This is a genomic window from Pseudomonas sp. W17 (assembly GCF_040268305.1).
In the GTDB taxonomy this organism is placed as follows: Bacteria; Pseudomonadota; Gammaproteobacteria; order Pseudomonadales; family Pseudomonadaceae; genus Aquipseudomonas; species Aquipseudomonas protegens.
In genome coordinates, this window is record NZ_CP158490.1 from 4750595 (window position 1) to 4769962 (window position 19368).

At 63.3% G+C, this 19368-nt stretch carries 19 protein-coding genes; 12 read left to right on the forward strand and 7 right to left on the reverse strand.

The features are described from left to right. Positions 1 to 114: 114 nt before the first annotated feature. The 3 genes from ABCR88_RS21800 to ABCR88_RS21810 all read left to right on the forward strand — a co-directional run bounded on the left by ABCR88_RS21800 (position 115) and on the right by ABCR88_RS21810 (position 2542). On the forward strand, positions 115 to 1050 hold the full coding sequence (locus ABCR88_RS21800; protein ID WP_011062219.1) for a LysR family transcriptional regulator: 936 nt from the start codon (positions 115 to 117) through the stop codon (positions 1048 to 1050). A gap of 125 nt (positions 1051 to 1175) precedes the next feature. Next, complete coding sequence (locus tag ABCR88_RS21805; protein WP_011062220.1) at positions 1176 to 1580, forward strand: MerR family DNA-binding transcriptional regulator; 405 nt, start codon at positions 1176 to 1178, stop codon at positions 1578 to 1580. A 62-nt stretch (positions 1581 to 1642) separates the two neighbouring features. Beyond that, the gene (locus ABCR88_RS21810; protein WP_047337304.1) at positions 1643 to 2542 is read left to right on the forward strand and encodes a hydroxymethylglutaryl-CoA lyase; all 900 of its coding nucleotides are present in this window, start codon (positions 1643 to 1645) and stop codon (positions 2540 to 2542) included. A gap of 383 nt (positions 2543 to 2925) precedes the next feature. Here ABCR88_RS21810 and ABCR88_RS21815 read toward each other — a convergent pair whose 3' ends face one another. Continuing rightward, the gene (locus tag ABCR88_RS21815) at positions 2926 to 3147 is read right to left on the reverse strand and encodes a hypothetical protein (protein WP_125062762.1); all 222 of its coding nucleotides are present in this window, start codon (positions 3145 to 3147) and stop codon (positions 2926 to 2928) included. Between the two features lie 6 nt (positions 3148 to 3153). Continuing rightward, complete coding sequence (locus ABCR88_RS21820; RefSeq protein WP_350022970.1) at positions 3154 to 4857, reverse strand: AMP-binding protein; 1704 nt, start codon at positions 4855 to 4857, stop codon at positions 3154 to 3156. Between the two features lie 228 nt (positions 4858 to 5085). Here ABCR88_RS21820 and ABCR88_RS21825 point away from each other — a divergent pair, with 228 nt between their 5' ends. Genes ABCR88_RS21825 through ABCR88_RS21840 form a run of 4 tightly spaced genes read left to right on the forward strand, consistent with a single transcriptional unit; the run spans position 5086 to position 10647 of the window. Then, entirely contained in the window at positions 5086 to 6249 is a 1164-nt protein-coding gene (locus tag ABCR88_RS21825; RefSeq protein WP_015636316.1) for an isovaleryl-CoA dehydrogenase, read from the forward strand. A gap of 11 nt (positions 6250 to 6260) precedes the next feature. Then, on the forward strand, positions 6261 to 7868 hold the full coding sequence (locus ABCR88_RS21830) for a carboxyl transferase domain-containing protein (protein ID WP_015636317.1): 1608 nt from the start codon (positions 6261 to 6263) through the stop codon (positions 7866 to 7868). 17 nt (positions 7869 to 7885) lie between these two features. Continuing rightward, positions 7886 to 8701, forward strand: a complete 816-nt coding sequence (locus ABCR88_RS21835; protein ID WP_011062225.1) for a gamma-carboxygeranoyl-CoA hydratase — start codon at positions 7886 to 7888, stop codon at positions 8699 to 8701. Beyond that, complete coding sequence (locus ABCR88_RS21840) at positions 8701 to 10647, forward strand: acetyl/propionyl/methylcrotonyl-CoA carboxylase subunit alpha (protein WP_350403548.1); 1947 nt, start codon at positions 8701 to 8703, stop codon at positions 10645 to 10647. Before ABCR88_RS21835 ends, ABCR88_RS21840 begins: the two co-directional genes overlap by 1 nt. A gap of 53 nt (positions 10648 to 10700) precedes the next feature. On the opposite strand, the gene ABCR88_RS21845 is transcribed toward ABCR88_RS21840, so the two are convergent. Next, positions 10701 to 11366: a LexA family transcriptional regulator gene (locus tag ABCR88_RS21845; protein ID WP_011062227.1), complete on the reverse strand. Its 666-nt coding sequence runs from the start codon at positions 11364 to 11366 to the stop codon at positions 10701 to 10703. A 131-nt stretch (positions 11367 to 11497) separates the two neighbouring features. On the opposite strand from ABCR88_RS21845, the gene ABCR88_RS21850 reads away from it, so the two are divergent. Then, entirely contained in the window at positions 11498 to 11845 is a 348-nt protein-coding gene (locus tag ABCR88_RS21850; RefSeq protein ID WP_015636319.1) for a DUF3077 domain-containing protein, read from the forward strand. Positions 11846 to 12333: 488 nt separating this feature from the next. Continuing rightward, positions 12334 to 13488: a M14-type cytosolic carboxypeptidase gene (locus tag ABCR88_RS21855; RefSeq protein WP_041119093.1), complete on the forward strand. Its 1155-nt coding sequence runs from the start codon at positions 12334 to 12336 to the stop codon at positions 13486 to 13488. A 36-nt stretch (positions 13489 to 13524) separates the two neighbouring features. On the opposite strand, the gene ABCR88_RS21860 is transcribed toward ABCR88_RS21855, so the two are convergent. Next, positions 13525 to 13980 carry a helix-turn-helix domain-containing protein gene (locus ABCR88_RS21860; protein ID WP_210671845.1) on the reverse strand — a complete coding sequence of 152 codons (456 nt, stop codon included), beginning with the start codon at positions 13978 to 13980 and terminating at the stop codon, positions 13525 to 13527. Between the two features lie 104 nt (positions 13981 to 14084). Here ABCR88_RS21860 and ABCR88_RS21865 point away from each other — a divergent pair, with 104 nt between their 5' ends. Next, complete coding sequence (locus ABCR88_RS21865) at positions 14085 to 15305, forward strand: MFS transporter (RefSeq protein WP_053152715.1); 1221 nt, start codon at positions 14085 to 14087, stop codon at positions 15303 to 15305. Between the two features lie 21 nt (positions 15306 to 15326). Here the strand turns inward: ABCR88_RS21865 and ABCR88_RS21870 are convergent, their stop codons facing one another. Beyond that, complete coding sequence (locus tag ABCR88_RS21870; RefSeq protein WP_011062232.1) at positions 15327 to 15866, reverse strand: cytochrome b; 540 nt, start codon at positions 15864 to 15866, stop codon at positions 15327 to 15329. Beyond that, positions 15863 to 16948, reverse strand: a complete 1086-nt coding sequence (locus tag ABCR88_RS21875) for a catalase family peroxidase (RefSeq protein WP_350022971.1) — start codon at positions 16946 to 16948, stop codon at positions 15863 to 15865. The genes ABCR88_RS21870 and ABCR88_RS21875 overlap by 4 nt, the downstream gene beginning before the upstream one ends. A gap of 167 nt (positions 16949 to 17115) precedes the next feature. On the opposite strand from ABCR88_RS21875, the gene ABCR88_RS21880 reads away from it, so the two are divergent. Both ABCR88_RS21880 and ABCR88_RS21885 read left to right on the forward strand, forming a co-directional pair. Beyond that, a complete protein-coding gene (locus ABCR88_RS21880) occupies positions 17116 to 17622 on the forward strand; it encodes an RNA polymerase sigma factor (RefSeq protein ID WP_011062234.1) in 507 nt (168 codons plus the stop codon). Beyond that, complete coding sequence (locus ABCR88_RS21885; protein WP_350022972.1) at positions 17619 to 18344, forward strand: anti-sigma factor; 726 nt, start codon at positions 17619 to 17621, stop codon at positions 18342 to 18344. Before ABCR88_RS21880 ends, ABCR88_RS21885 begins: the two co-directional genes overlap by 4 nt. A 3-nt stretch (positions 18345 to 18347) precedes the next feature. On the opposite strand, the gene ABCR88_RS21890 is transcribed toward ABCR88_RS21885, so the two are convergent. Beyond that, positions 18348 to 19337 carry a spore coat U domain-containing protein gene (locus tag ABCR88_RS21890; RefSeq protein ID WP_350022973.1) on the reverse strand — a complete coding sequence of 330 codons (990 nt, stop codon included), beginning with the start codon at positions 19335 to 19337 and terminating at the stop codon, positions 18348 to 18350. Positions 19338 to 19368: the final 31 nt, after the last annotated feature.

Genomic DNA, 19368 nt, shown 5'->3' on the forward strand with positions numbered 1-19368 from the left:
AAATTTACCTAGCCTATTCTCGGCGTGTATTAACATTCATCACCGATATATGATCGGCTGATCCGACAGGCTTCCGAGCCCTCCCACAGGCCCTAACAATAAGAGTGCAGCGCAATGAATCTGAGCAAGGTCGATCTCAACCTCTTCATCGTTTTCGATGCGATCTACACCGAAGCCAACCTGACCCGTGCCGGGCAGATCGTCGGCATCACCCAACCGGCGGTATCCAACGCCCTGGCACGCCTGCGCGAGACCTTCAACGACCCGCTCTTCGTGCGTACCGCCCAGGGCATGGTGCCCACACCCATGGCGCAGAACATCATCGGGCCAGTGCGCAATGCCCTGTCGCTGCTGCGGGTTTCGGTCCAGGAAAGTCGCATTTTCAACCCCCTGCAAGCGGTCAAGACCTACCGCATCAGCATGACCGACCTCACCGAAGCGGTGATCCTGCCACCGCTGTTCCAGCGCCTGCGGCGCCTGGCGCCGGCGGTGATCATCGAAAGCTTTCTCTCCAAGCGTCGGGAAACCACCAAGGAGCTGGCAGCCGGGCGCCTGGACTTTGCCGTCGACGCACCGCTCAATACCGACCCCCAGGTGCGTCACGTCAAGCTGATGGAAGACCGCTATGTGTGCGCCATGCGCAAGGGCCACCCGCTGGCGGGCAAGGAAAAATTCAGCCTGGACGATTACCTGTCCCTGACCCACATCCATATCTCCAGCCGCCGCAGCGGCCTCGGGCATGTCGACCTGGCCCTGGGCAAGATGGGTATCCAGCGCAAGATCGCCCTGCGCTCCCAGCATTACCTGATGGCTTCCCAGGTGCTGCAACAGACTGACATGGTGATGACCGTACCGGAGCGCTTTGCCCGTCGCCATGAACTGCACGCGTTCAACCTGCCGGTCAATGACGTCCCGCCGGTGGAAACCCACCTGTACTGGCACGAGAGCACCGACCAGGACCCGGCCAACCGCTGGATGCGCGAGCAGATGATCGAGCTCTGCCAGCAGGTCACGGCTTACGAAAAGAAGCTCGACCAGCAGACCGCCTGAGCCCTTTCGCCGGCAAGCCCTCACTGCAGGAGCCGGCTTGCCGGCGAACGGGATCGGCTCGGACTGCTTGACGTATACGTCAACCTGCCTTTAGCTTAGCGCCAAGCCCCCTCTTGAGCGCCTCCATGAGCAGCCAGACCTACAGCATTTCCGACCTCGCCCGCGAGCTCGACATCACCACCCGGGCCATCCGCTTCTATGAAGAGCAGGGCCTGCTCGCTCCCGAACGTCGTGGCCAGGAGCGCATCTATTCGCCCCGGGACAAGGTCAGCCTGAAACTTATCCTACGGGGCAAGCGCATCGGCTTTTCCCTGGCCGAGTGCCGCGAACTGATCGAGCTCTACGACCCGAGCAGCGGCAACCTGAAGCAGCTGCACAGCATGCTGGCGAAAATCGCCGAGCGTCGCGAACAGCTCGAACAGCAGTTGCTCGACATCGAACAGATGAAGCTGGAACTGGACACCGCCGAAGAGCGCTGCACCCAGGCGCTGGAACAGACCATCCTGAACCAGAAAAGCACCGCCCGATAATCATCGGCACACCTGCGCCCGGGCGCCGGTATCCGCTACTCCCTATAAGAAGGTGAACCTGTATGTCACTCCCCAGCCATGTACGCCTGATCGAAGTCGGCCCCCGCGACGGCCTGCAGAACGAAGCCCAGCCCATCAGCGTCGAAGACAAGGTGCAATTGGTCGATGCCCTCACCGCCGCCGGCCTGGGCTACATAGAAGTCGGTAGTTTCGTGTCACCCAAATGGGTGCCGCAGATGGCCGGTTCAGCCGAGGTCTTCGCCCGTATCCAGCGCAAGCCCGGGGTTGTCTATGGCGCACTGGCGCCCAACCTGCGGGGTTTCGAAGATGCCCTGGCGGCGGGGGTCAAGGAAGTGGCGGTGTTCGCCGCGGCCTCGCAAGCCTTCTCCCAGCGCAACATCAACTGCTCCATCAGCGAAAGCCTGGAGCGTTTCGTGCCGATCATGGACGCGGCCAAGCAGCACGGCATCAGCGTGCGCGGTTACGTATCGTGCGTGCTGGGCTGCCCTTATGAAGGTGAAGTGGCCCCGGAACAAGTGGCCATGGTCGCCCGCGAGCTGCATGACATGGGCTGTTACGAGGTCTCTCTGGGCGACACCATTGGTACCGGCACCGCCGGTGCCACCCGGCGCATGTTCGAGGTGGTGGGCGCCCAGGTACCACGGGAAAAACTCGCCGGGCACTTCCACGACACCTACGGCCAGGCCCTGGCCAATGTCTACGCCAGCCTGCTGGAAGGCATCGCGGTGTTCGACAGCTCGATCGCCGGCCTCGGCGGCTGCCCCTATGCCAAGGGCGCCAGCGGAAACGTCGCCACCGAAGACGTGCTCTACCTGCTCAATGGCCTGGGCATCCATACCGGTATCGACATGGACCGCCTGATCGACGCCGGCCGGCAGATCTGTAACGTGCTGGGGCGCCCCACCGGCTCCCGCGTGGCCAAGGCGCGTAACGCCAGCTGAGGCATTGTGCGGCCGGGTGTTACCGGCCACTCCGATCTGGGGCGGGAACGAGTAACACGGAAACAGTTTGTCGAATTTGTTGCGGTACAGATTGTCCTACAAAATTATCAAGCCATTGATTTTAAAAGACTTTAAAAAGTTGGCACGGCTTCTGCTATCTCTATGGCATAACAAGAATAAAAAGCAGCAAACCTAATAAAAATAAGACGTAACGACTCTGAGATAACAAAAACAACACGGCAGAGACGCAGCTAACAGATTTTTTTGGAGAGGATGCACTGTGCAGGAGGGCTTGCAAGAGCCACCCGCAACCGGTCAGAGAACAATAAAACTACCCTGAGGTAGCTCCCGAACTGGTTGGATCGCCCTGGCGACACATTGAATCAGCGCTCAAAAAAATACGTTTGCTCTTGATCCCGGATGGGGATCGCCAAAAACAGCAGTAAAGGGCAACGGTTGCCAAAAACAACAATAGACCGCCCCTCAATAATAAAAAAAGAGCACGCAACGACAAAATTAAAGGGGAGCTTCGGCTCCCCTTTGTGCTTTCTGCGATCCCTCTTTGCTGCCCATAAAGCGTGCACCGGCGCCGATGCACGCTCCATCCGGGTTCACCCCTTGTTCATGCGCTCACGCAGCTCCTCGATGCTGATTTCGCGCATGCGGAACTTCTGGATCTTACCGGTCACGGTCATGGGAAACTCTTCAACGAACTTGAAGTAACGCGGCGTCTTGAAGTGCGCGATGCGCTCCTTGCACCAGGTCTGCAGCTCCAGCTCATTGGCCGAATGGCCGGGGTGGAACTTGATCCAGGCGACGATCTCCTCGCCGTACCTGTCGCAGGGGATGCCGATTACCTGCACATCGGCCACCGCAGGATGGGTGAAGAAGAACTCTTCCAGCTCTCGCGGATAAATGTTCTCGCCACCGCGAATGATCATGTCCTTGTTGCGCCCGGCAATGCACACATACCCCTGCTGGTTCATGGTGGCCAGGTCACCGGTGTGCATCCAGCCGGCCTGATCAATGGATTCACGGGTGCCCTCCGGGTTGTTCCAGTAACCGAGCATGACGCTGTAGCCCCGGGTGCACAGCTCACCGATGGTGCCGCGGGGCACCACATTGCCGGCCTCGTCGATGATCTTGCTCTCCAGGTGCGGCTGGGTCCGGCCCACGGTGGTCACCCGCAGTTCCAGGTCGTCGTCCGGCCCGGTCTGCAGCGACACCGGGCTGGTTTCGGTCATTCCGTAGGCGATCTGCACTTCGCTCATGTGCATTTCGCTGATCACCCGGCGCATCACCTCGATCGGGCAGGTGGCCCCGGCCATGATCCCGGTCCGCAGGCTCGACAGGTCGAACTCGCTGCGGCGGGGCTGATCGAGCACTGCGATAAACATCGTGGGTACGCCGTACAGGCCGGTGGCGCGCTCTTCGACCACCGCGGTCAAGGTCAGCAGCGGGTCAAAGGCGTCATTGGGATAGATCATGGTGGTGCCGTGGGTGATGCACCCCAGGTTGCCCATGACCATGCCGAAGCAGTGGTACAGCGGCACCGGGATCACCAGCCGGTCGGCAGCAGTCAGGCCCAGGCTCTCCCCCACCATGTAACCGTTGTTGAGGATGTTGTAGTGGCTCAGGGTCGCGCCCTTGGGGAAACCGGTGGTGCCGGAGGTGTACTGGATATTCACCGGCTGATCGAAATCCAGGCTGTCCTGGCGCGCCTGCAACTGCTCGGCCGTGGCCCCCGCCCCCAGCGCCGATAGCTGCGACCAGGGCAGGAAACCCGACGGCGGCTGCGCATCCAGGCTGATCACCCCGCGCAGATCGGGTAACCGCTCGCTGTGCAATTGGCCGATGGACTGTTGCGCCAGCTCGGGCACCAGGCCCTGGAGCATGCCGTGGTAATCGGACGTCTTGAAGGCTCCAGCGCAGATCAGCCACTGGCAGCCGGACTGCCTGAGCACATACTCCAGCTCGGAACTGCGGTAGGCCGGATTGATGTTCACCAGAATCGCGCCGATCTTGGCGCTGGCGAACTGGGCGATGCACCACTGGGCGCAGTTGGGGGCCCAGATACCCAGGCGATCGCCGGTCTTGAGCCCCAGGGCCAGCAGCGCCCGGGCATGCAGGTCGACCGCCTCGCGCAGTTGCTGCCAGGTGTAGCGCAGCTGCTGGTGGCGCACCACCAGAGCCTCACCCTGGGGATAGGCGGCGACGGTGTTATCGAAAGCCTGGCCGATGGTCAACGCCAGCAGCGGCTGGTCTTGCGTACCACGGGTGTAACTGCGATCCGGCTGGAAACCCGAGTGTTCCATGACGACCCCTATTGTCTTTATTAGTGGGTGTGCAGGAGCCAGGCGAAAGGTGCAAAACAGCCTGGCTCCAATCGAAAGCCTCGCTACTCTGGCGCAAGTTGACGTTTACGTAAAGGGCGATTGACAGCCACCGGTCGCAGGTTTACGTTAACGTAAAGGTGAGAGCCAGGCCGCGCCGCTCTCGACATCCTGTTCCCTCAATAAAAACAAGTTTGAAGGTGCCCCGCCATGAGTTACCCGACCCTGAACTTCGCCCTCGGTGAAACCATCGACATGCTGCGCCAACAGGTCCAGGCCTTCGTCAAGGCGGAGCTGGCACCCCGGGCAGCGCAGATCGATGTCGACAACCTGTTCCCCGCCGACATGTGGCGCAAATTCGGCGACATGGGCCTCTTGGGCATCACCGTAGCGGAAGAATACGGTGGCGCCGGCCTGGGTTACCTGGCGCATGTGGTGGCCATGGAGGAGATCAGCCGCGGCTCGGCCTCGGTGGCGCTGTCCTACGGCGCGCACTCCAACCTCTGCGTGAACCAGATCAACCGCAACGGCAACCACGAACAGAAGAGCAAATACCTGCCCAAGCTGATCAGCGGCGAACACATCGGCGCCCTGGCCATGAGCGAACCCAATGCCGGCTCCGACGTGGTGTCGATGAAGCTGCGGGCCGACAAACGCGGCGACCATTTCGTGCTCAACGGCAGCAAGACCTGGATCACCAACGGCCCCGACGCCAACACCTATGTGATCTACGCCAAGACCGACCTGGAGAAAGGCCCCCACGGCATCACCGCGTTCATCGTCGAGCGCGACTGGAAAGGCTTCAGCCGCAGCAACAAGTTCGACAAGCTGGGCATGCGCGGCTCCAACACCTGCGAGCTGTTCTTCGATGACGTGGAAGTGCCGGAGGAAAACATCCTCGGCGTGCTCAATGGTGGCGTCAAAGTGCTGATGAGCGGCCTCGACTACGAGCGCGTGGTGCTCTCCGGCGGCCCCACCGGGATCATGCAGGCCTGCATGGACCTGGTGGTGCCCTACATCCACGACCGCAAGCAGTTCGGCCAGAGCATCGGCGAATTCCAGCTGATCCAGGGCAAGATCGCCGACATGTACACCCAGCTCAACGCCAGCCGCGCCTACCTGTATGCGGTGGCCCAAGCCTGCGAGCGCGGCGAAACCACCCGCAAGGATGCCGCCGGAGTGATCCTCTACAGCGCCGAGCGCGCGACCCAGATGGCCCTCGACGCAATCCAGATCCTCGGCGGCAACGGCTACATCAATGAATTCCCCGCCGGCCGCCTGCTGCGCGACGCCAAGCTCTACGAGATCGGCGCCGGCACCAGCGAGATCCGCCGCATGCTGATCGGTCGCGAACTGTTCAACGAAACCCGCTAACGGAGCTGTCCATGGCTATCTTGCATACCCAGCTCAACCCGCGCTCAGCGGAGTTCGTGGCCAACAGCGAGGCGATGCTGGCCCAGGTCGACGCCTTGCACAGCCTGCTCGCCCAGGTCCAGCAAGGCGGCGGCGCCAAGGCCCAGGAGCGCCACACTTCGCGGGGCAAGCTGCTGCCCCGCGAGCGCATCAACCGCCTGCTCGACCCCGGCTCGCCGTTCCTGGAAATCAGCGCCCTGGCCGCCTATGAGGTCTACGGCGAAGACGTACCCGCCGCAGGCGTGATTGCCGGTATCGGCCGGGTGGAAGGCGTCGAATGCATGATCGTGGCCAACGACGCCACGGTGAAAGGCGGTTCCTATTACCCGCTGACGGTGAAAAAGCACCTGCGGGCGCAGACCATCGCCCAGCAGAACCGCCTGCCGTGCATCTACCTGGTGGACTCCGGCGGCGCCAACCTGCCGCGCCAGGATGAAGTGTTCCCGGACCGCGAGCACTTCGGGCGGATCTTCTTCAACCAGGCCAACATGAGCGCTCAGGGCATCCCGCAGATCGCCGTGGTGATGGGCTCCTGCACCGCCGGGGGTGCCTATGTTCCGGCCATGGCCGACGAAGCCATCATGGTCCGTGAACAAGCCACTATCTTTCTCGCCGGCCCGCCCCTGGTGAAAGCCGCTACCGGCGAAGTGGTAAGTGCCGAGGACCTGGGCGGCGCCGATGTGCATTGCAAGATTTCCGGGGTCGCCGACCACTATGCCGAGAGCGACGAACACGCCCTGGCCCTGGCCCGGCGCAGCGTGGCCAACCTCAACTGGCATAAACAGGGCCAATTGCAACAACGCACGCCGATCGCTCCGCTGTATGCCCGCGACGAACTCTATGGCGTGGTCCCGGCCGATCCCAAGCAGCCGTTCGATGTACGTGAAGTCATCGCCCGGCTGGTGGACGGTTCGGTATTCGATGAGTTCAAGGCCCTGTTCGGCACCACCCTGGTCTGCGGCTTCGCCCACCTGCACGGCTACCCGGTGGCCATCCTCGCCAACAACGGCATCCTCTTCGCCGAAGCCGCGCAAAAAGGCGCGCACTTCATCGAACTGGCCTGCCAGCGCGGGATTCCGCTGCTGTTCCTGCAGAACATCACCGGTTTCATGGTGGGGCAGAAATATGAGGCTGGCGGCATCGCCAAGCACGGCGCCAAGCTGGTGACCGCAGTGGCCTGCGCCCAGGTACCGAAGTTCACGGTGATCATCGGCGGCAGTTTCGGTGCCGGCAACTACGGCATGTGCGGCCGGGCCTATGACCCGCGCTTCCTGTGGATGTGGCCCAACGCGCGCATCGGCGTGATGGGGGCCGAGCAGGCCGCCGGAGTCCTGGTGCAGGTCAAGCGCGAACAGGCCGAGCGCGGCGGGCAAAGCTTCGACGCCGCCCAGGAAGCCCAGATCAAGCAGCCGATCCTCGACCAGTACGAGCATCAAGGGCATCCCTACTACTCCAGCGCGCGGCTCTGGGATGACGGCGTCATCGACCCGGCGCAAACCCGTGACGTACTGGCCCTGGCCCTGTCTGCGGCCCTCAACGCCCCCATCGAACAGAGCCGCTTCGGCGTGTTCCGCATGTAATCCTGCGCGAGAAGAACATGAGCGACTTCAATACCCTGGAACTGCTGCGTGACCCTCGAGGCTTCGCCACCCTGTGGCTCAGCCGCGAAGACAAGAACAACGCCTTCAACGCCGAAATGATCCGTGAACTGATCCTCGCCCTGGATCAGGTGCAGGGCGACCCGAGCCTGCGCTTCCTGCTGCTGCGCGGGCGCGGCCGGCATTTCAGCGCCGGCGCCGACCTGGCCTGGATGCAGCAATCGGCCGAGCTCGACTACCACACCAACCTCGACGACGCCCGGGAACTGGCGGAGCTGATGTACAACCTGGCCAAGCTGAAGATCCCGACCCTGGCGGTGGTGCAAGGCGCGGCCTTTGGCGGGGCCCTGGGCCTGATCAGTTGCTGCGACATGGCCATTGGCAGTGACGAGGCGCAGTTCTGCCTCTCCGAAGTGCGCATCGGCCTGGCACCAGCGGTCATCAGCCCGTTCGTGGTCCAGGCCATCGGCGAACGCGCTGCCCGCCGCTATGCCCTCACCGCCGAACGCTTTGGCGGCCAGCGGGCGCGGGAAATCGGTCTCCTGGCAGAAAGCTATCCCGCCGCAGAGCTGGATCAACAGGTCCAGCAGTGGGTCGACAATCTGCTGCTCAACAGTCCCCAGGCGATGCGCGCCAGCAAGGACCTGCTGCGGGAAGTGGGCAACGGCGCGTTGACCACCGCCCTGCGTCGCTATTGCGAAAACGCCATCGCCCGCATCCGGGTCAGCGCCGAAGGCCAGGAAGGCCTGCGGGCATTCCTGGAAAAACGCCCGCCCAGCTGGCAGTCCGAGACCACGTCCAAGGAGTCCCGTTGATGAGCGCCCCTGTTCTAGACACCCTGCTGGTGGCCAACCGCGGCGAGATCGCCTGCCGGGTGATGCGCACCGCCAAGGCCCTGGGCCTGACCACCGTGGCCGTGCACAGCGCTACCGACCGCGACGCCCGGCACAGCCGTGAAGCGGATATCCGCGTGGACCTGGGCGGCAGCAAGGCTGCCGACAGCTACCTGCAGATCGACAAGCTGATTGCCGCCGCCCGGGCCAGCGGCGCACAGGCCATCCATCCCGGGTATGGGTTTCTCTCGGAGAACGCCGGTTTTGCCCGAGCCATCGAAGCCGCCGGGCTGATTTTCCTCGGCCCGCCTGCCGCGGCCATCGACGCCATGGGCAGCAAGTCGGCAGCCAAGGCGCTGATGGAAACCGCCGGGGTGCCCCTGGTTCCGGGTTACCACGGTGAAGCCCAGGACCTGGAAACCTTCCGCAATGCCGCCGAACGCATCGGCTACCCGGTGCTGCTCAAGGCCACCGCGGGCGGTGGCGGCAAGGGCATGAAAGTCGTCGAGGACGTCAGCCAACTGGCCGAAGCCCTGGCCTCGGCCCAGCGCGAAGCCCAGTCGTCCTTCGGCGATTCGCGGATGCTGGTGGAAAAGTACCTGCTCAAGCCACGGCACGTGGAGATCCAGGTGTTTGCCGACCAGCACGGCAACTGCCTGTACCTCAACGAACGCGACTGTTCGATCCAGCGCCGCCACCAGAAAGTGGTCGAGGAAGCTCCGGCCCCGGGCCTCAGCCCCGAACTGCGCAAGGCCATGGGCGAAGCCGCGGTGCGCGCGGCCCAGGCCATTGGCTACGTGGGCGCCGGCACCGTGGAGTTTCTCCTGGATGCCCGTGGCGAATTCTTCTTCATGGAGATGAACACCCGATTGCAGGTGGAACACCCGGTCACCGAGGCCATCACCGGCCTGGACCTGGTGGCCTGGCAGATCCGCGTGGCCCGCGGCGAAACACTGCCCATCAGCCAGGAGCAGGTGCCACTGCGCGGGCATGCGATCGAAGTACGGCTGTATGCCGAAGACCCGGCCAACGACTTTCTTCCGGCCACCGGGCGCCTGGAGCTGTACCGCGAATCGGTTGCCGGCCCCGGTCGGCGGGTGGACAGCGGTGTCGAGGAAGGCGACAGCGTTTCGCCCTTCTACGACCCGATGCTGGGCAAGCTCATTGCCTGGGGCGAAGACCGCGAGCAGGCGCGCCTGCGGTTGCTGAGCATGCTCGACGAGTTCGTCATCGGTGGCCTGAAGACCAACCTGGCGTTTCTGCGGCGCATCATTGCCCACCCGGCCTTTGCCGAAGCGCAGCTGGATACCGGCTTTATCCCTCGCTATCAGGAGCAGTTGCTGCCAGCCGCAGGCGAGCTGAGTGCAGACTTCTGGCAAGCGGCCGCCCACGCCTACAGCCAGAGCCAGCCGCCACGCACACGAAGCGATGATCCCGACTCGCCATGGTCCGCCATCAACGGCTGGCGCAACGGCCTGCCAGCGCAAACCAGCCTGCACCTGAGCTGCGCCGGCCAGGATCAGGCCATCAGCCTTGGCGCTCGCACTGCGGCCTTTGAGCTGCAGGGCGAGCACCTATGGACAGAGCAACAGGGACTGCGCCGCGAGCACCGGGCCATCCGCCGCGGCGACACCCTGTACCTGAACTGGCAGGGCGACACACATGCCGTCAGCGCCTATGACCCGATTGCCGCGGCCGAAGCCAGCCATAGCCAGCAAGGCGGGCTGACTGCGCCGATGAATGGCAGCATCGTTCGGATATTGGTCAGCCCGGGGCAAAGCGTCGAGGCCGGTACGCAATTGGTGGTGCTGGAAGCCATGAAGATGGAGCACAGCATTCGTGCACCCCAGGCCGGGGTCATCAAGGCGCTGTATTGCCAGGAAGGCGAAATGGTCAGCGAAGGCAGTGCATTGGTGGAGTTGGAATAACTCCCAAGTAAGAAAGCCCCTTTCTGTTTGCAGGAAGGGGCTTCTAGGGAAAGTTAAAACTTCGCAGTAGCTTGTACGACTACACCAATAATCCGGCACTTGTCGCTGTAGAGCATCTTCGGATAAGTAGGATTGAGCGGAACCAGGTAACGCAAACCACCCTCTTGCACCAACTTGCGGAAGATCGCCTCGTCACTACCAGGACACTGTACAACCACCAACTTCCCGGGTTCGGCGCCAATCGCCGGGTCCACCAGGATCAGCATGTCCTGGCTGATGCTCAGACCGCTGGGAGCGATCATCGCGTCGCCGACCACCACCAGCCAGAATGCCGCGCCCCGGGCCTGATAGTCGGAAAGCTCGTAGCGCTCCGGCACGTAAGCAGGCTGCCCGTCTTCGCGAACCTCGCCGGCCACCCGCCAATCGCTCACCGGGTAACGGAAGTACGGGTTGTACTTGTTGAGCAGCGCAGGCCCGTCTGCCAGGGGCTCGCCATCGTCTCCTAGCAAGGGTTTCTCGCGGACCACCAGGGCCACTTCGAGAAAGCCCATGCCGATCTCTTCCAGCACCCGGTTCATGTCTTCGATCTTCGGTTGGCGGCGCTTGCTCAACCAGTGACCGATACCCCCTTGAGACATGCCCAGGCGCTCGGCGAGCTTTTCCTGTGTGACCTTGCGGCCTTTCATGTTGGCTTTGACCAACTCGATCCATTTGTCCATGGGCCGAACAATACGTTGTGTATTTCCAGCCTCAACACACAACTTGTAGTATTTGAAATCCCGTCACAATTACAATGTGTATTAACATCGACCTACCCCTATTTCCTTTCTCAGACAGGGCAGAACACTTCATGAACACAAGCAGCAAGGACGTGCCGGAACTCGATACAGAGACCACATTAAGCTCACTCAAGGACAGCCAGGCTGCCCGACGCGCAATGGACTATTACTTGAAGCCGGCCATTACCGAGTCAGACAAGGAAGAGAAGTTCTTCGAAATCAGGCGCAGCCTGAGCAGCGAGGAAGCCATGATCCACGCTTCCGACCTGCTGCGCTGTGCAGCGGCCACCGCCTACGATGCAGCGGACAATCTGCGGGGAGCCAATCGCGACCTGGCGTTTTCAGTGGTGCACATGATCGATCTGGCCAAGGCCCTGGTGGACAAATCACTGGAAAGCCAGCGCGTTGAATCGAACTGAAGCCCTGCGTACGGCTGGACGTGAAGCCAGCGACGGGAAAAAATGGAAGTGGAAAAATATTTTCCGGAAGGCGGGGAAAAACATTTGACTTGCAAATGATAATGATTATTATTGCAAGCAACTGGTCGCGAGATCAGTCGATAGCCCAAAGGACCTTAGGTCGGACCTTTGGATTATCTCCTCATCAGGCTAATCACGGTTTTTGACCCGGCTTTTTGCCGGGTCTTTTTTTTTGCCAGTTTTTCTGGCTTGGCTTCAGGCTAATGAAGACTGTAGGTGTCGCAAAAAATAATGGCGGCGATGATAGCAAAAGAATGTCCTTTTGCAAGCAAACGCCCGTCGTAAAAGCCTCGCAAATCAAAAAGTAGCGCTTGAGAATCAATCGCATAGCCACTAAGCTTCGTCTGCGTCAAGGACGACGCCCCCCTTCTTTTACCCCCCCTTCTGTGTAGAGTAGCGCTCATAACAATCCTGATAAGGAATCGATTATGACCGTGGGCAATCACACTTCTTTTGATATTTGCGCTGATTTCGACAGTGGCAACATCGACGTACTGGATATCAGCAACCCGTTGCAGGCACTGCTGGCCATCCGCCCGGATACCCGCAGCCCGCACTTCCAGTGGTTTCATTTCAAGGTCAGCGGCCTGCATGTCGGCCAGGAACACTGGTTTCGCCTGACCAACGCCAGCCAGTCCTCCTACAACAAAGCCTGGACCGGCTACCAGGCAGTGGCCTCCTACGACCATGTGAACTGGTTTCGCGTACCGACGATCTTCGAAGGCGACGCCTTGCGCTTCAACCTGGAAGCCACCCAGACCCATGCCTGGTTCGCCTACTTCGAACCCTACAGCCGTGGCCGCCACGACTGGCTGATCGACCAGGCCCTGACCAAGGCCGGCACCGAGTTGCTGGCCGTGGGTAAAAGCGTCGAAGGCCGGGACATCCAGTTGCTGCGCAAAGGCAGCGGCGCGCCAGGCCAACGCAAGATCTGGATCATCGCCCAGCAGCATCCCGGTGAGCACATGGCCGAATGGTTCATGGAGGGCGTGATCGAGCGCCTGTTCCGTCACGATGATGCGGAGCTCAACGCGCTACTGGCCAAGGCCGACCTGTACCTGGTGCCGAACATGAACCCCGACGGCGCATTCCACGGCCACCTGCGCACCAACGCCCAGGGCCAGGACCTGAACCGTGCCTGGCAGACCGCCAGCCAGGAACTCAGCCCGGAAGTGCTGTTCGTCCAGAAGCAAATGGAACAATACGGCGTCGACCTGTTTCTCGATGTGCACGGCGATGAAGAGATTCCCCACGTGTTCACCGCCGGCTGCGAAGGCAACCCGGGCTACACCCCGCGACTGGAGAAGCTCGAGGAGCATTTCCGCAGCCACCTGAAACGCCAGACCCGGGACTTCCAGACCACCCACGGCTACACCCGGGACAAACCCGGCCAGGCCAACATGGCCCTGGCTTGCAATGCCGTCGGGGAAAAGTACGACTGCCTGGCCCTGACCCTGGAAATGCCCTTCAAGGACCACGATGACAACCCCAACCCGCTCACCGGCTGGTCGGGCAAACGCTCCATGCAACTGGGCAAGGATGTGCTGAGCACCCTGGCCGACCTGGTGGATCACCTGCGCTGAACCCGACTGAGGGCTGCGCCCCCCGTTGCGCAGCCCTCAGTCACCCTTCCCGACCGGCACCCGCCGGCAATCCTCCGGCCCCAGCAAGCGCCCGTCCGCCGAGCGCAGTTCCAGCGCGCGCAACGGCTGCCCGGTCTGCCGGTCGACCATCCGTGAATGCGCTTCCCCTTCCTGGTAGAAAAACGCTTCGCCCCATTGGCGCAAGCCGATGATCAGGGGAAACAGCCCCCTGCCCTTTTCCGTCAGCACGTACTCCTGGTAGGCACTGCCATCGGACGCCGGGACAACCTCGAACACCCCATGTTCCACCAGGGTCCGCAGGCGTGTGGCCAGGATGTTCTTGGCCATGCCGAGGTTGCGCTGGAACTCGCCAAAACGGCGGATTCCGTCAAAGGCATCCCGCACGATCAGCAGCGACCACCAGTCGCCAATGGCGTCCAGTGAGCGGGCAACCGGGCACTCGGCATCTTGCAGGCTGGTGCGCTTGACCATGTAGGGCATTCTCCGATCAGGCCAAAGGAAAGTGGTTGCAATATAAAACCACGATCTTTACCGTACAACTGGTTTCATTATGAAACCAAAACTCGGAGCCCAACATGTCAGCCAATTCTTCCCCTCATGCCTCGCCTGCTCTTTCCACCAAAGTGGTGCTGCTGTTCGCCATCGCCTGCGGTCTGGCGGTGGGTAACGTCTACTACGCCCAGCCACTGCTGGATGCCATGGCTCATACCTTCGACCTGGCGCCGGCCACCGTGGGCATCGTCATCACCCTGACCCAGGTCGGCTATGGCCTGGGCCTGCTGTTGCTGGTGCCCCTGGGGGACCTGTACAACCGGCGACGGCTGATCGTGACCCAGACCCTGCTCTCGGTGCTGGCCCTGCTCACCGTGGCCCTGGCCCCGAGCAGCGCCTGGCTGCTGCTGGGCATGGCCTGCATCGGCCTGCTGGCGGTGGTAACCCAGGTACTGGTGGCCTACGCCGCCAACCTGGCCCCGGCAGAGCAACGTGGCCGAACCGTGGGCATGGTCACCAGCGGCGTGGTGGTTGGCATCCTGCTGGCCCGTACCGTGGCCGGGACCATGGCCGACCTGGCGGGCTGGCGTTCGGTCTATCTGTTATCCGCCGGGCTGACCCTGGTGGTGGCCCTGGCCCTGTGGAAAACCCTGCCTACCCGCGAGCAACCCAAGGCCACCCAGGGTTACGGGCAATTGCTCGGTTCGCTGCTGCAACTGTTCAGGGAGGAAAAAGTGCTGCGGGACCGGGCGGTGCTGGCGATGCTGATCTTCGCCGCCGGCACCGTGCTGTGGACGCCATTGGTGTTGCCATTGAGTGCCCCGCCACTGTCCTTGTCCCACACCGAGATCGGCCTGTTCGGCCTCGCCGGCGCGGCAGGCGCCCTGGGCGCGGCACGGGCCGGGCACCTGGCCGACCGCGGCCTGGCGCAGTGGACCAGCGGCCTGGCACTGGGCCTGATGCTGCTGTCCTGGCTGCCCATTGCCTTCACTCAATCGTCCCTGTGGGCCCTGCTGTTCGGGGTAATCAGCTTCGACCTGGGCCTGCAGGCCGTGCACGTCACCAGCCAGAGCCTGATCTACAGCGTGCGCCCCGAGGCGCAGAGCCGACTGGCCGCCGGCTACATGCTGTTCTATTCCCTGGGCAGCGCCGCAGGCTCCATCGCCGCCACCGCCACCTATGCCTGGGCCGGCTGGACCGGGGTCTGCCTGCTGGGGGCCGGGATCAACGGCGTGGCGCTGATCTACTGGCTGTGGAGCCTGGCCCCGGGCAAAGCCGCGGCCAGGGTTCGTTGCGCCACTTGAGCCCGGCGCCGCCGGGTTCAATCAACCGCGGCCGCGCAACATGCTCTGCAGCACACCATCGCGACGTACCCAGCCATGGAACAGCGCCGCGGCCAGATGCAGCAGCACGGTGAAAAACAGCAGGTACGCCAGATAACCATGGGCCTTGCGCAACACCGCAAACAGCTGGGCATTGGCCGGCAGGATCGCCGGCAGTTGCAGCGAACTGCCGAGCATCACCGGGTCGCCGGCCGCCGAGATCATGCCCCAGCCCAGCAGCGGCAGGCTCAGCATCAAGGCGTACAGCAGCACATGGGAGGCCTTGGCCGCCAGCACCTGCCAGCCCGGCAGGTCTGCCGGCAACGGCGGTTGTCGGGTGTAGAAACGCACCCAGAGCCGCACCAGCACCAACAGCAGGATGGCGATCCCCAGGGGCTTGTGCAGGTGGATCAGCCATTCATGACGCGCGGAAACCGAGGCCACCATGCCGGCGCCGATGAACAGCATGGCGATGATCAGTAATGCCATCAGCCAGTGCAGCAGGCGCGCCAGGGGAGCGAAATGTCGAGGTTGGCTATTCATGGACGTGGCTCCTGGGCGCCGGGCAATTGGCTGACTTCGCTGGTGCGACGCAGGTAGGAACTGGCGTAGGCCGCAGAGCGCGCTGCCAGCAGGGGGTCGTCGGACGCCTGGATGCCGCTGGGCAGGATCAGCGGGTCGTAATTGATGTCCCGACACTCGCCGCTGTTCTGCGCCTGGGTGCTTTGCAGCACCAGGGTCCCGGCGTTGATTACCGGCCGCTGCGCCGGCCAGGCCTTGCTGGCGTCATCCGTGGGGTCGCCGGGCGCCGCCAGGGTGATCTGCAAGCGCCAGCGCAGCGGCCCTTGGGCCAGGCGCCGAACCAGGTCCTGCTCCAGGTAGTCGGCGCCTTGCGGGGCACTGCCTGCATCAGGCCCATCCCGGGTCTCGGGCACTACCCCCCAGCGCACTGCCTGGCGCTTGCCGCGGCCATCCACCAGGTAGAAGGCATTGATCCCGTTGTAGCTTTCACTGGCATAGCTGGCCGAAGGTTTGGCGCCCTTGACCCATTGCAGGAACGGCGTCGCCTCGGGATGGCTGGCGAAGAATGCCGGCACTTTGCTCGGGTCCGGCTTGCCCGTGGCCGGATCAGGGGAGCCGGCCTGTTGCAACTGATAGAAGGCTTCGGGAGTGCCCACCGGGAACACCGGCATGCTGTTCATTCCGGTCCGCCACTGCTGGCCGTTGGCCTGGAGGAAACGCAGCGCCAGGCTGCGGATCGGTACGCTGCTGTCCGGCGCATAGGGGTTGCCACTGGGCAGGGCAAAGCGCCCCACCACCGGCGTGCGTGCCTCATTGAACACCTGCGCCGTGGAGTAGGCCCGGGCCTCGCCGCTGCTTTCAAAGTAGCCGATGACGCACACCCCCTTGGCATGGTTGCGGCGATACCCCGGGTGCACGCCATTGTTGGTTTCCAGCACATCCACCAGGGCCTTGGGGGTCAGGCGACCGGGATCGAGGCTGCCATGCACATAGGCCAGAGCCCCCGCAGCGACGGCCACCACCAGGGCGATTGCCCCCAGGCGCAGGGTCAGGCTGACGGGCCCCAGGGGTGGGCGGTCGGGCTTTGATGAAGGATCAACCATGGGACATCTCCAATACGCATAGCCATGAGGGCAAGGACCTGTCAGACGCAGCTCGCCCAGGGTTATTCCACGACCGGTATTTATTTTCCTGCGGCTGGAATAACCTGCTGTGCGGCGCGTCTTCCTAGCCTCAAGCCTAGTGACTGGCCCAGCATCCGCAGGATTTCATGAACGATCTCGACCAACAGCTACGCCCGCTGATTCCAAGGCTGCGCCGCTTTGCCCTGTCCCTGACGCGCCAGCCCAGCAGCGCCGACGATCTGGTGCAGGCCTGCCTGGAACGCGCCCTCGCCGGATGGACCGAGAAACGCCCCGAAGGCGACCTGCGGGCCTGGCTGTTCGCCATCCTCTACCGGCAGTTCCTCGATGCCCACCGGCGTTCCCGACGCTACGCGCGGATGCTGGAGTTCTTCACCGGCCGTGACGACAGCCAGCCCTCGGTGGAGCGCACGGTGATGGCGCAATCGACCCTGGAAGCCTTCGACCGCCTGAATGCCGAACAGCGCGCCCTGCTGCTCTGGGTGTCGGTGGAAGGCTTGAGCTACAAGGAGATCGCCGAGATTCTCCAGGTGCCCACCGGCACCGTGATGTCGCGCCTGTCCCGGGCCCGCCAGGCCCTGCGCCAACTCAGCGACGGCGAAATCAGCAGCCCTTCTCTACGGATACTCAAATGATCAGCCTGCCCCCCAGCGACAGCGACTTGCACGCTTATGTCGACCACCAACTCAGTGAGCAGGACCGCCGGTTGCTGGAACACTACCTGGCCAGCCACCCGCGGGTCGCGGCCCGGGTCCAGGCCTGGCAGCAGGACGCCCAGCACCTGCGGGCGGCCCTGGGTGGTGCCCTGCTGCAGCCGGCCAACCCGGCGCTGGACCCTGTGCAGATCCGCGCGCGCCTGAAGCAACGTAGCCTGCGCCGCCTGGCCAGTGCCGCGGTGCTCCTGGTGGCGGTGGGCGTGGGCGGCCTGAGCGGCTGGCAGGCGCGGGAACTGACCCTGGCCGGCAACAGCGTGCTGCCCATGACCGACGCCCTGCAGGCCTATCGTCTGTTTGCCGAGCAGGGCATGCTTCCCGCGGACTTCAAGGTACAGGGCAATCAGAGCATGCAGGCCTGGCTGGACCGCTACTTCACCCAGGCCAGCCCATTGCCGGATCTGCAGGGGGCCGGGTTCAGGGCCGTCAGCGGGCGCCTGCTGAGCACCGAGCAAGGCCCGGCGGCCATGGTGCTGTACGAGGATCGCGAGGGGCGCAAGGTCAGCTTCTACATCCGCCCGCCAGGGCCGCAGAACAAGCTGCTGCCCCCGGGCAGCCGCCGCGAGGGCCCGTTGCAGGCGCAGTACTGGTCCGGCCAGGGCTACAACTACGCCATGGTCGGCCCGGCGGAAATTCCCCTGTAGCCCTCAGAAGCCCACGTCCAGCACCACGTTGTCGATATAGGTGCCGGCCGGCGGGGTGCTCTGGTCGGTGTAGATCCTGGCGTTGTAGTTGAAGATCTGGCTGCCGGTGCCCAGGCCGTTGCCGGGGTTCACCTCGGCATCGGTGCTGGAGCGCCGGGCACTGCCGACACTGCCCCAGCGGGTGCTACCGGCACTCTTGAAGATGTCGTAGGCCAGGTAGTTGCTGCCGGAAATCATCTGCCTGCGCCCCCCCGCACTCACCGGGTGCTGGCCGTCGCTCAGGCCCACGGTGTAGGCACTGCCCTTGGTGCAGGCCAGGTTGATGGTCTGCCCGGTCACCGTCGCGAAGGCGCTGATCACCGGCGCGCTGCCGAAACTGATGTTCGGCGCAGTGATCACGCAATCGTTGGACACCGTCATGTTCACGGTCAGGCTCTGGGTACCGCTGCCGACATCCCGGCCCAGACAGATCCCCAGGGCGCCGATTCCGGAGCAATAGTTCCAGCTCCAGAAAATGCTCAGGTTCTCGGTATAGACCCCCGCCGCCACGTTGCTGCCGGTGAGGGTACCCAGGTAGATGGGCACCGTCTTGGCCACGGTCGGGCTGCCCAGCAGGCCCAGCAGGTCGATAATGGAATTGCGGGCGAAGTCGAACTGCACCCCGCGGGTGATCGGATAGCTGGTGCTGTTGTTGGCGTACAGGGTGTAGCTGATGACGTCGCCGGTAGGTCCCACCATGCCGCTGGTGGTGGAGGTGATGGTGGCGTAGAAATGATCGTTGCTGGCCAGAATGCTCAGCAGCGAGCCGGTACAGCTCAGCCCGGCATTGGTGGTGGAGGCCGGCTGCGAGGTGGTGCGCACCAGGATCGAGCTGACGGTACCGAAGCCTGCCGGCGCGGTCGGGACCGTCGTGCACAGTGCCTGGGCCGTGCACGACAGCACGCTCGCCAGCAGCCCCAGTATTGCCTGTCGCCATCCCTTGCCCGCATTCACACGCCACGCTCCTTGATCCGGTGATACCGCC

Bases quoted from the DNA above. Each gene is read 5' to 3' on its own strand.
- ABCR88_RS21800 (WP_011062219.1), top strand. From the start codon at position 115: ATGAATCTGAGCAAGGTCGATCTCAACCTCTTCATCGTTTTCGATGCG.
- ABCR88_RS21805 (WP_011062220.1), top strand. From the start codon at position 1,176: ATGAGCAGCCAGACCTACAGCATTTCCGACCTCGCCCGCGAGCTCGAC.
- ABCR88_RS21810 (WP_047337304.1), top strand. From the start codon at position 1,643: ATGTCACTCCCCAGCCATGTACGCCTGATCGAAGTCGGCCCCCGCGAC.
- ABCR88_RS21815 (WP_125062762.1), bottom strand. From the start codon at position 3,147: ATGGAGCGTGCATCGGCGCCGGTGCACGCTTTATGGGCAGCAAAGAGG.
- ABCR88_RS21820 (WP_350022970.1), bottom strand. From the start codon at position 4,857: ATGGAACACTCGGGTTTCCAGCCGGATCGCAGTTACACCCGTGGTACG.
- ABCR88_RS21825 (WP_015636316.1), top strand. From the start codon at position 5,086: ATGAGTTACCCGACCCTGAACTTCGCCCTCGGTGAAACCATCGACATG.
- ABCR88_RS21830 (WP_015636317.1), top strand. From the start codon at position 6,261: ATGGCTATCTTGCATACCCAGCTCAACCCGCGCTCAGCGGAGTTCGTG.
- ABCR88_RS21835 (WP_011062225.1), top strand. From the start codon at position 7,886: ATGAGCGACTTCAATACCCTGGAACTGCTGCGTGACCCTCGAGGCTTC.
- ABCR88_RS21840 (WP_350403548.1), top strand. From the start codon at position 8,701: ATGAGCGCCCCTGTTCTAGACACCCTGCTGGTGGCCAACCGCGGCGAG.
- ABCR88_RS21845 (WP_011062227.1), bottom strand. From the start codon at position 11,366: ATGGACAAATGGATCGAGTTGGTCAAAGCCAACATGAAAGGCCGCAAG.
- ABCR88_RS21850 (WP_015636319.1), top strand. From the start codon at position 11,498: ATGAACACAAGCAGCAAGGACGTGCCGGAACTCGATACAGAGACCACA.
- ABCR88_RS21855 (WP_041119093.1), top strand. From the start codon at position 12,334: ATGACCGTGGGCAATCACACTTCTTTTGATATTTGCGCTGATTTCGAC.
- ABCR88_RS21860 (WP_210671845.1), bottom strand. From the start codon at position 13,980: ATGGTCAAGCGCACCAGCCTGCAAGATGCCGAGTGCCCGGTTGCCCGC.
- ABCR88_RS21865 (WP_053152715.1), top strand. From the start codon at position 14,085: ATGTCAGCCAATTCTTCCCCTCATGCCTCGCCTGCTCTTTCCACCAAA.
- ABCR88_RS21870 (WP_011062232.1), bottom strand. From the start codon at position 15,866: ATGAATAGCCAACCTCGACATTTCGCTCCCCTGGCGCGCCTGCTGCAC.
- ABCR88_RS21875 (WP_350022971.1), bottom strand. From the start codon at position 16,948: ATGGTTGATCCTTCATCAAAGCCCGACCGCCCACCCCTGGGGCCCGTC.
- ABCR88_RS21880 (WP_011062234.1), top strand. From the start codon at position 17,116: ATGAACGATCTCGACCAACAGCTACGCCCGCTGATTCCAAGGCTGCGC.
- ABCR88_RS21885 (WP_350022972.1), top strand. From the start codon at position 17,619: ATGATCAGCCTGCCCCCCAGCGACAGCGACTTGCACGCTTATGTCGAC.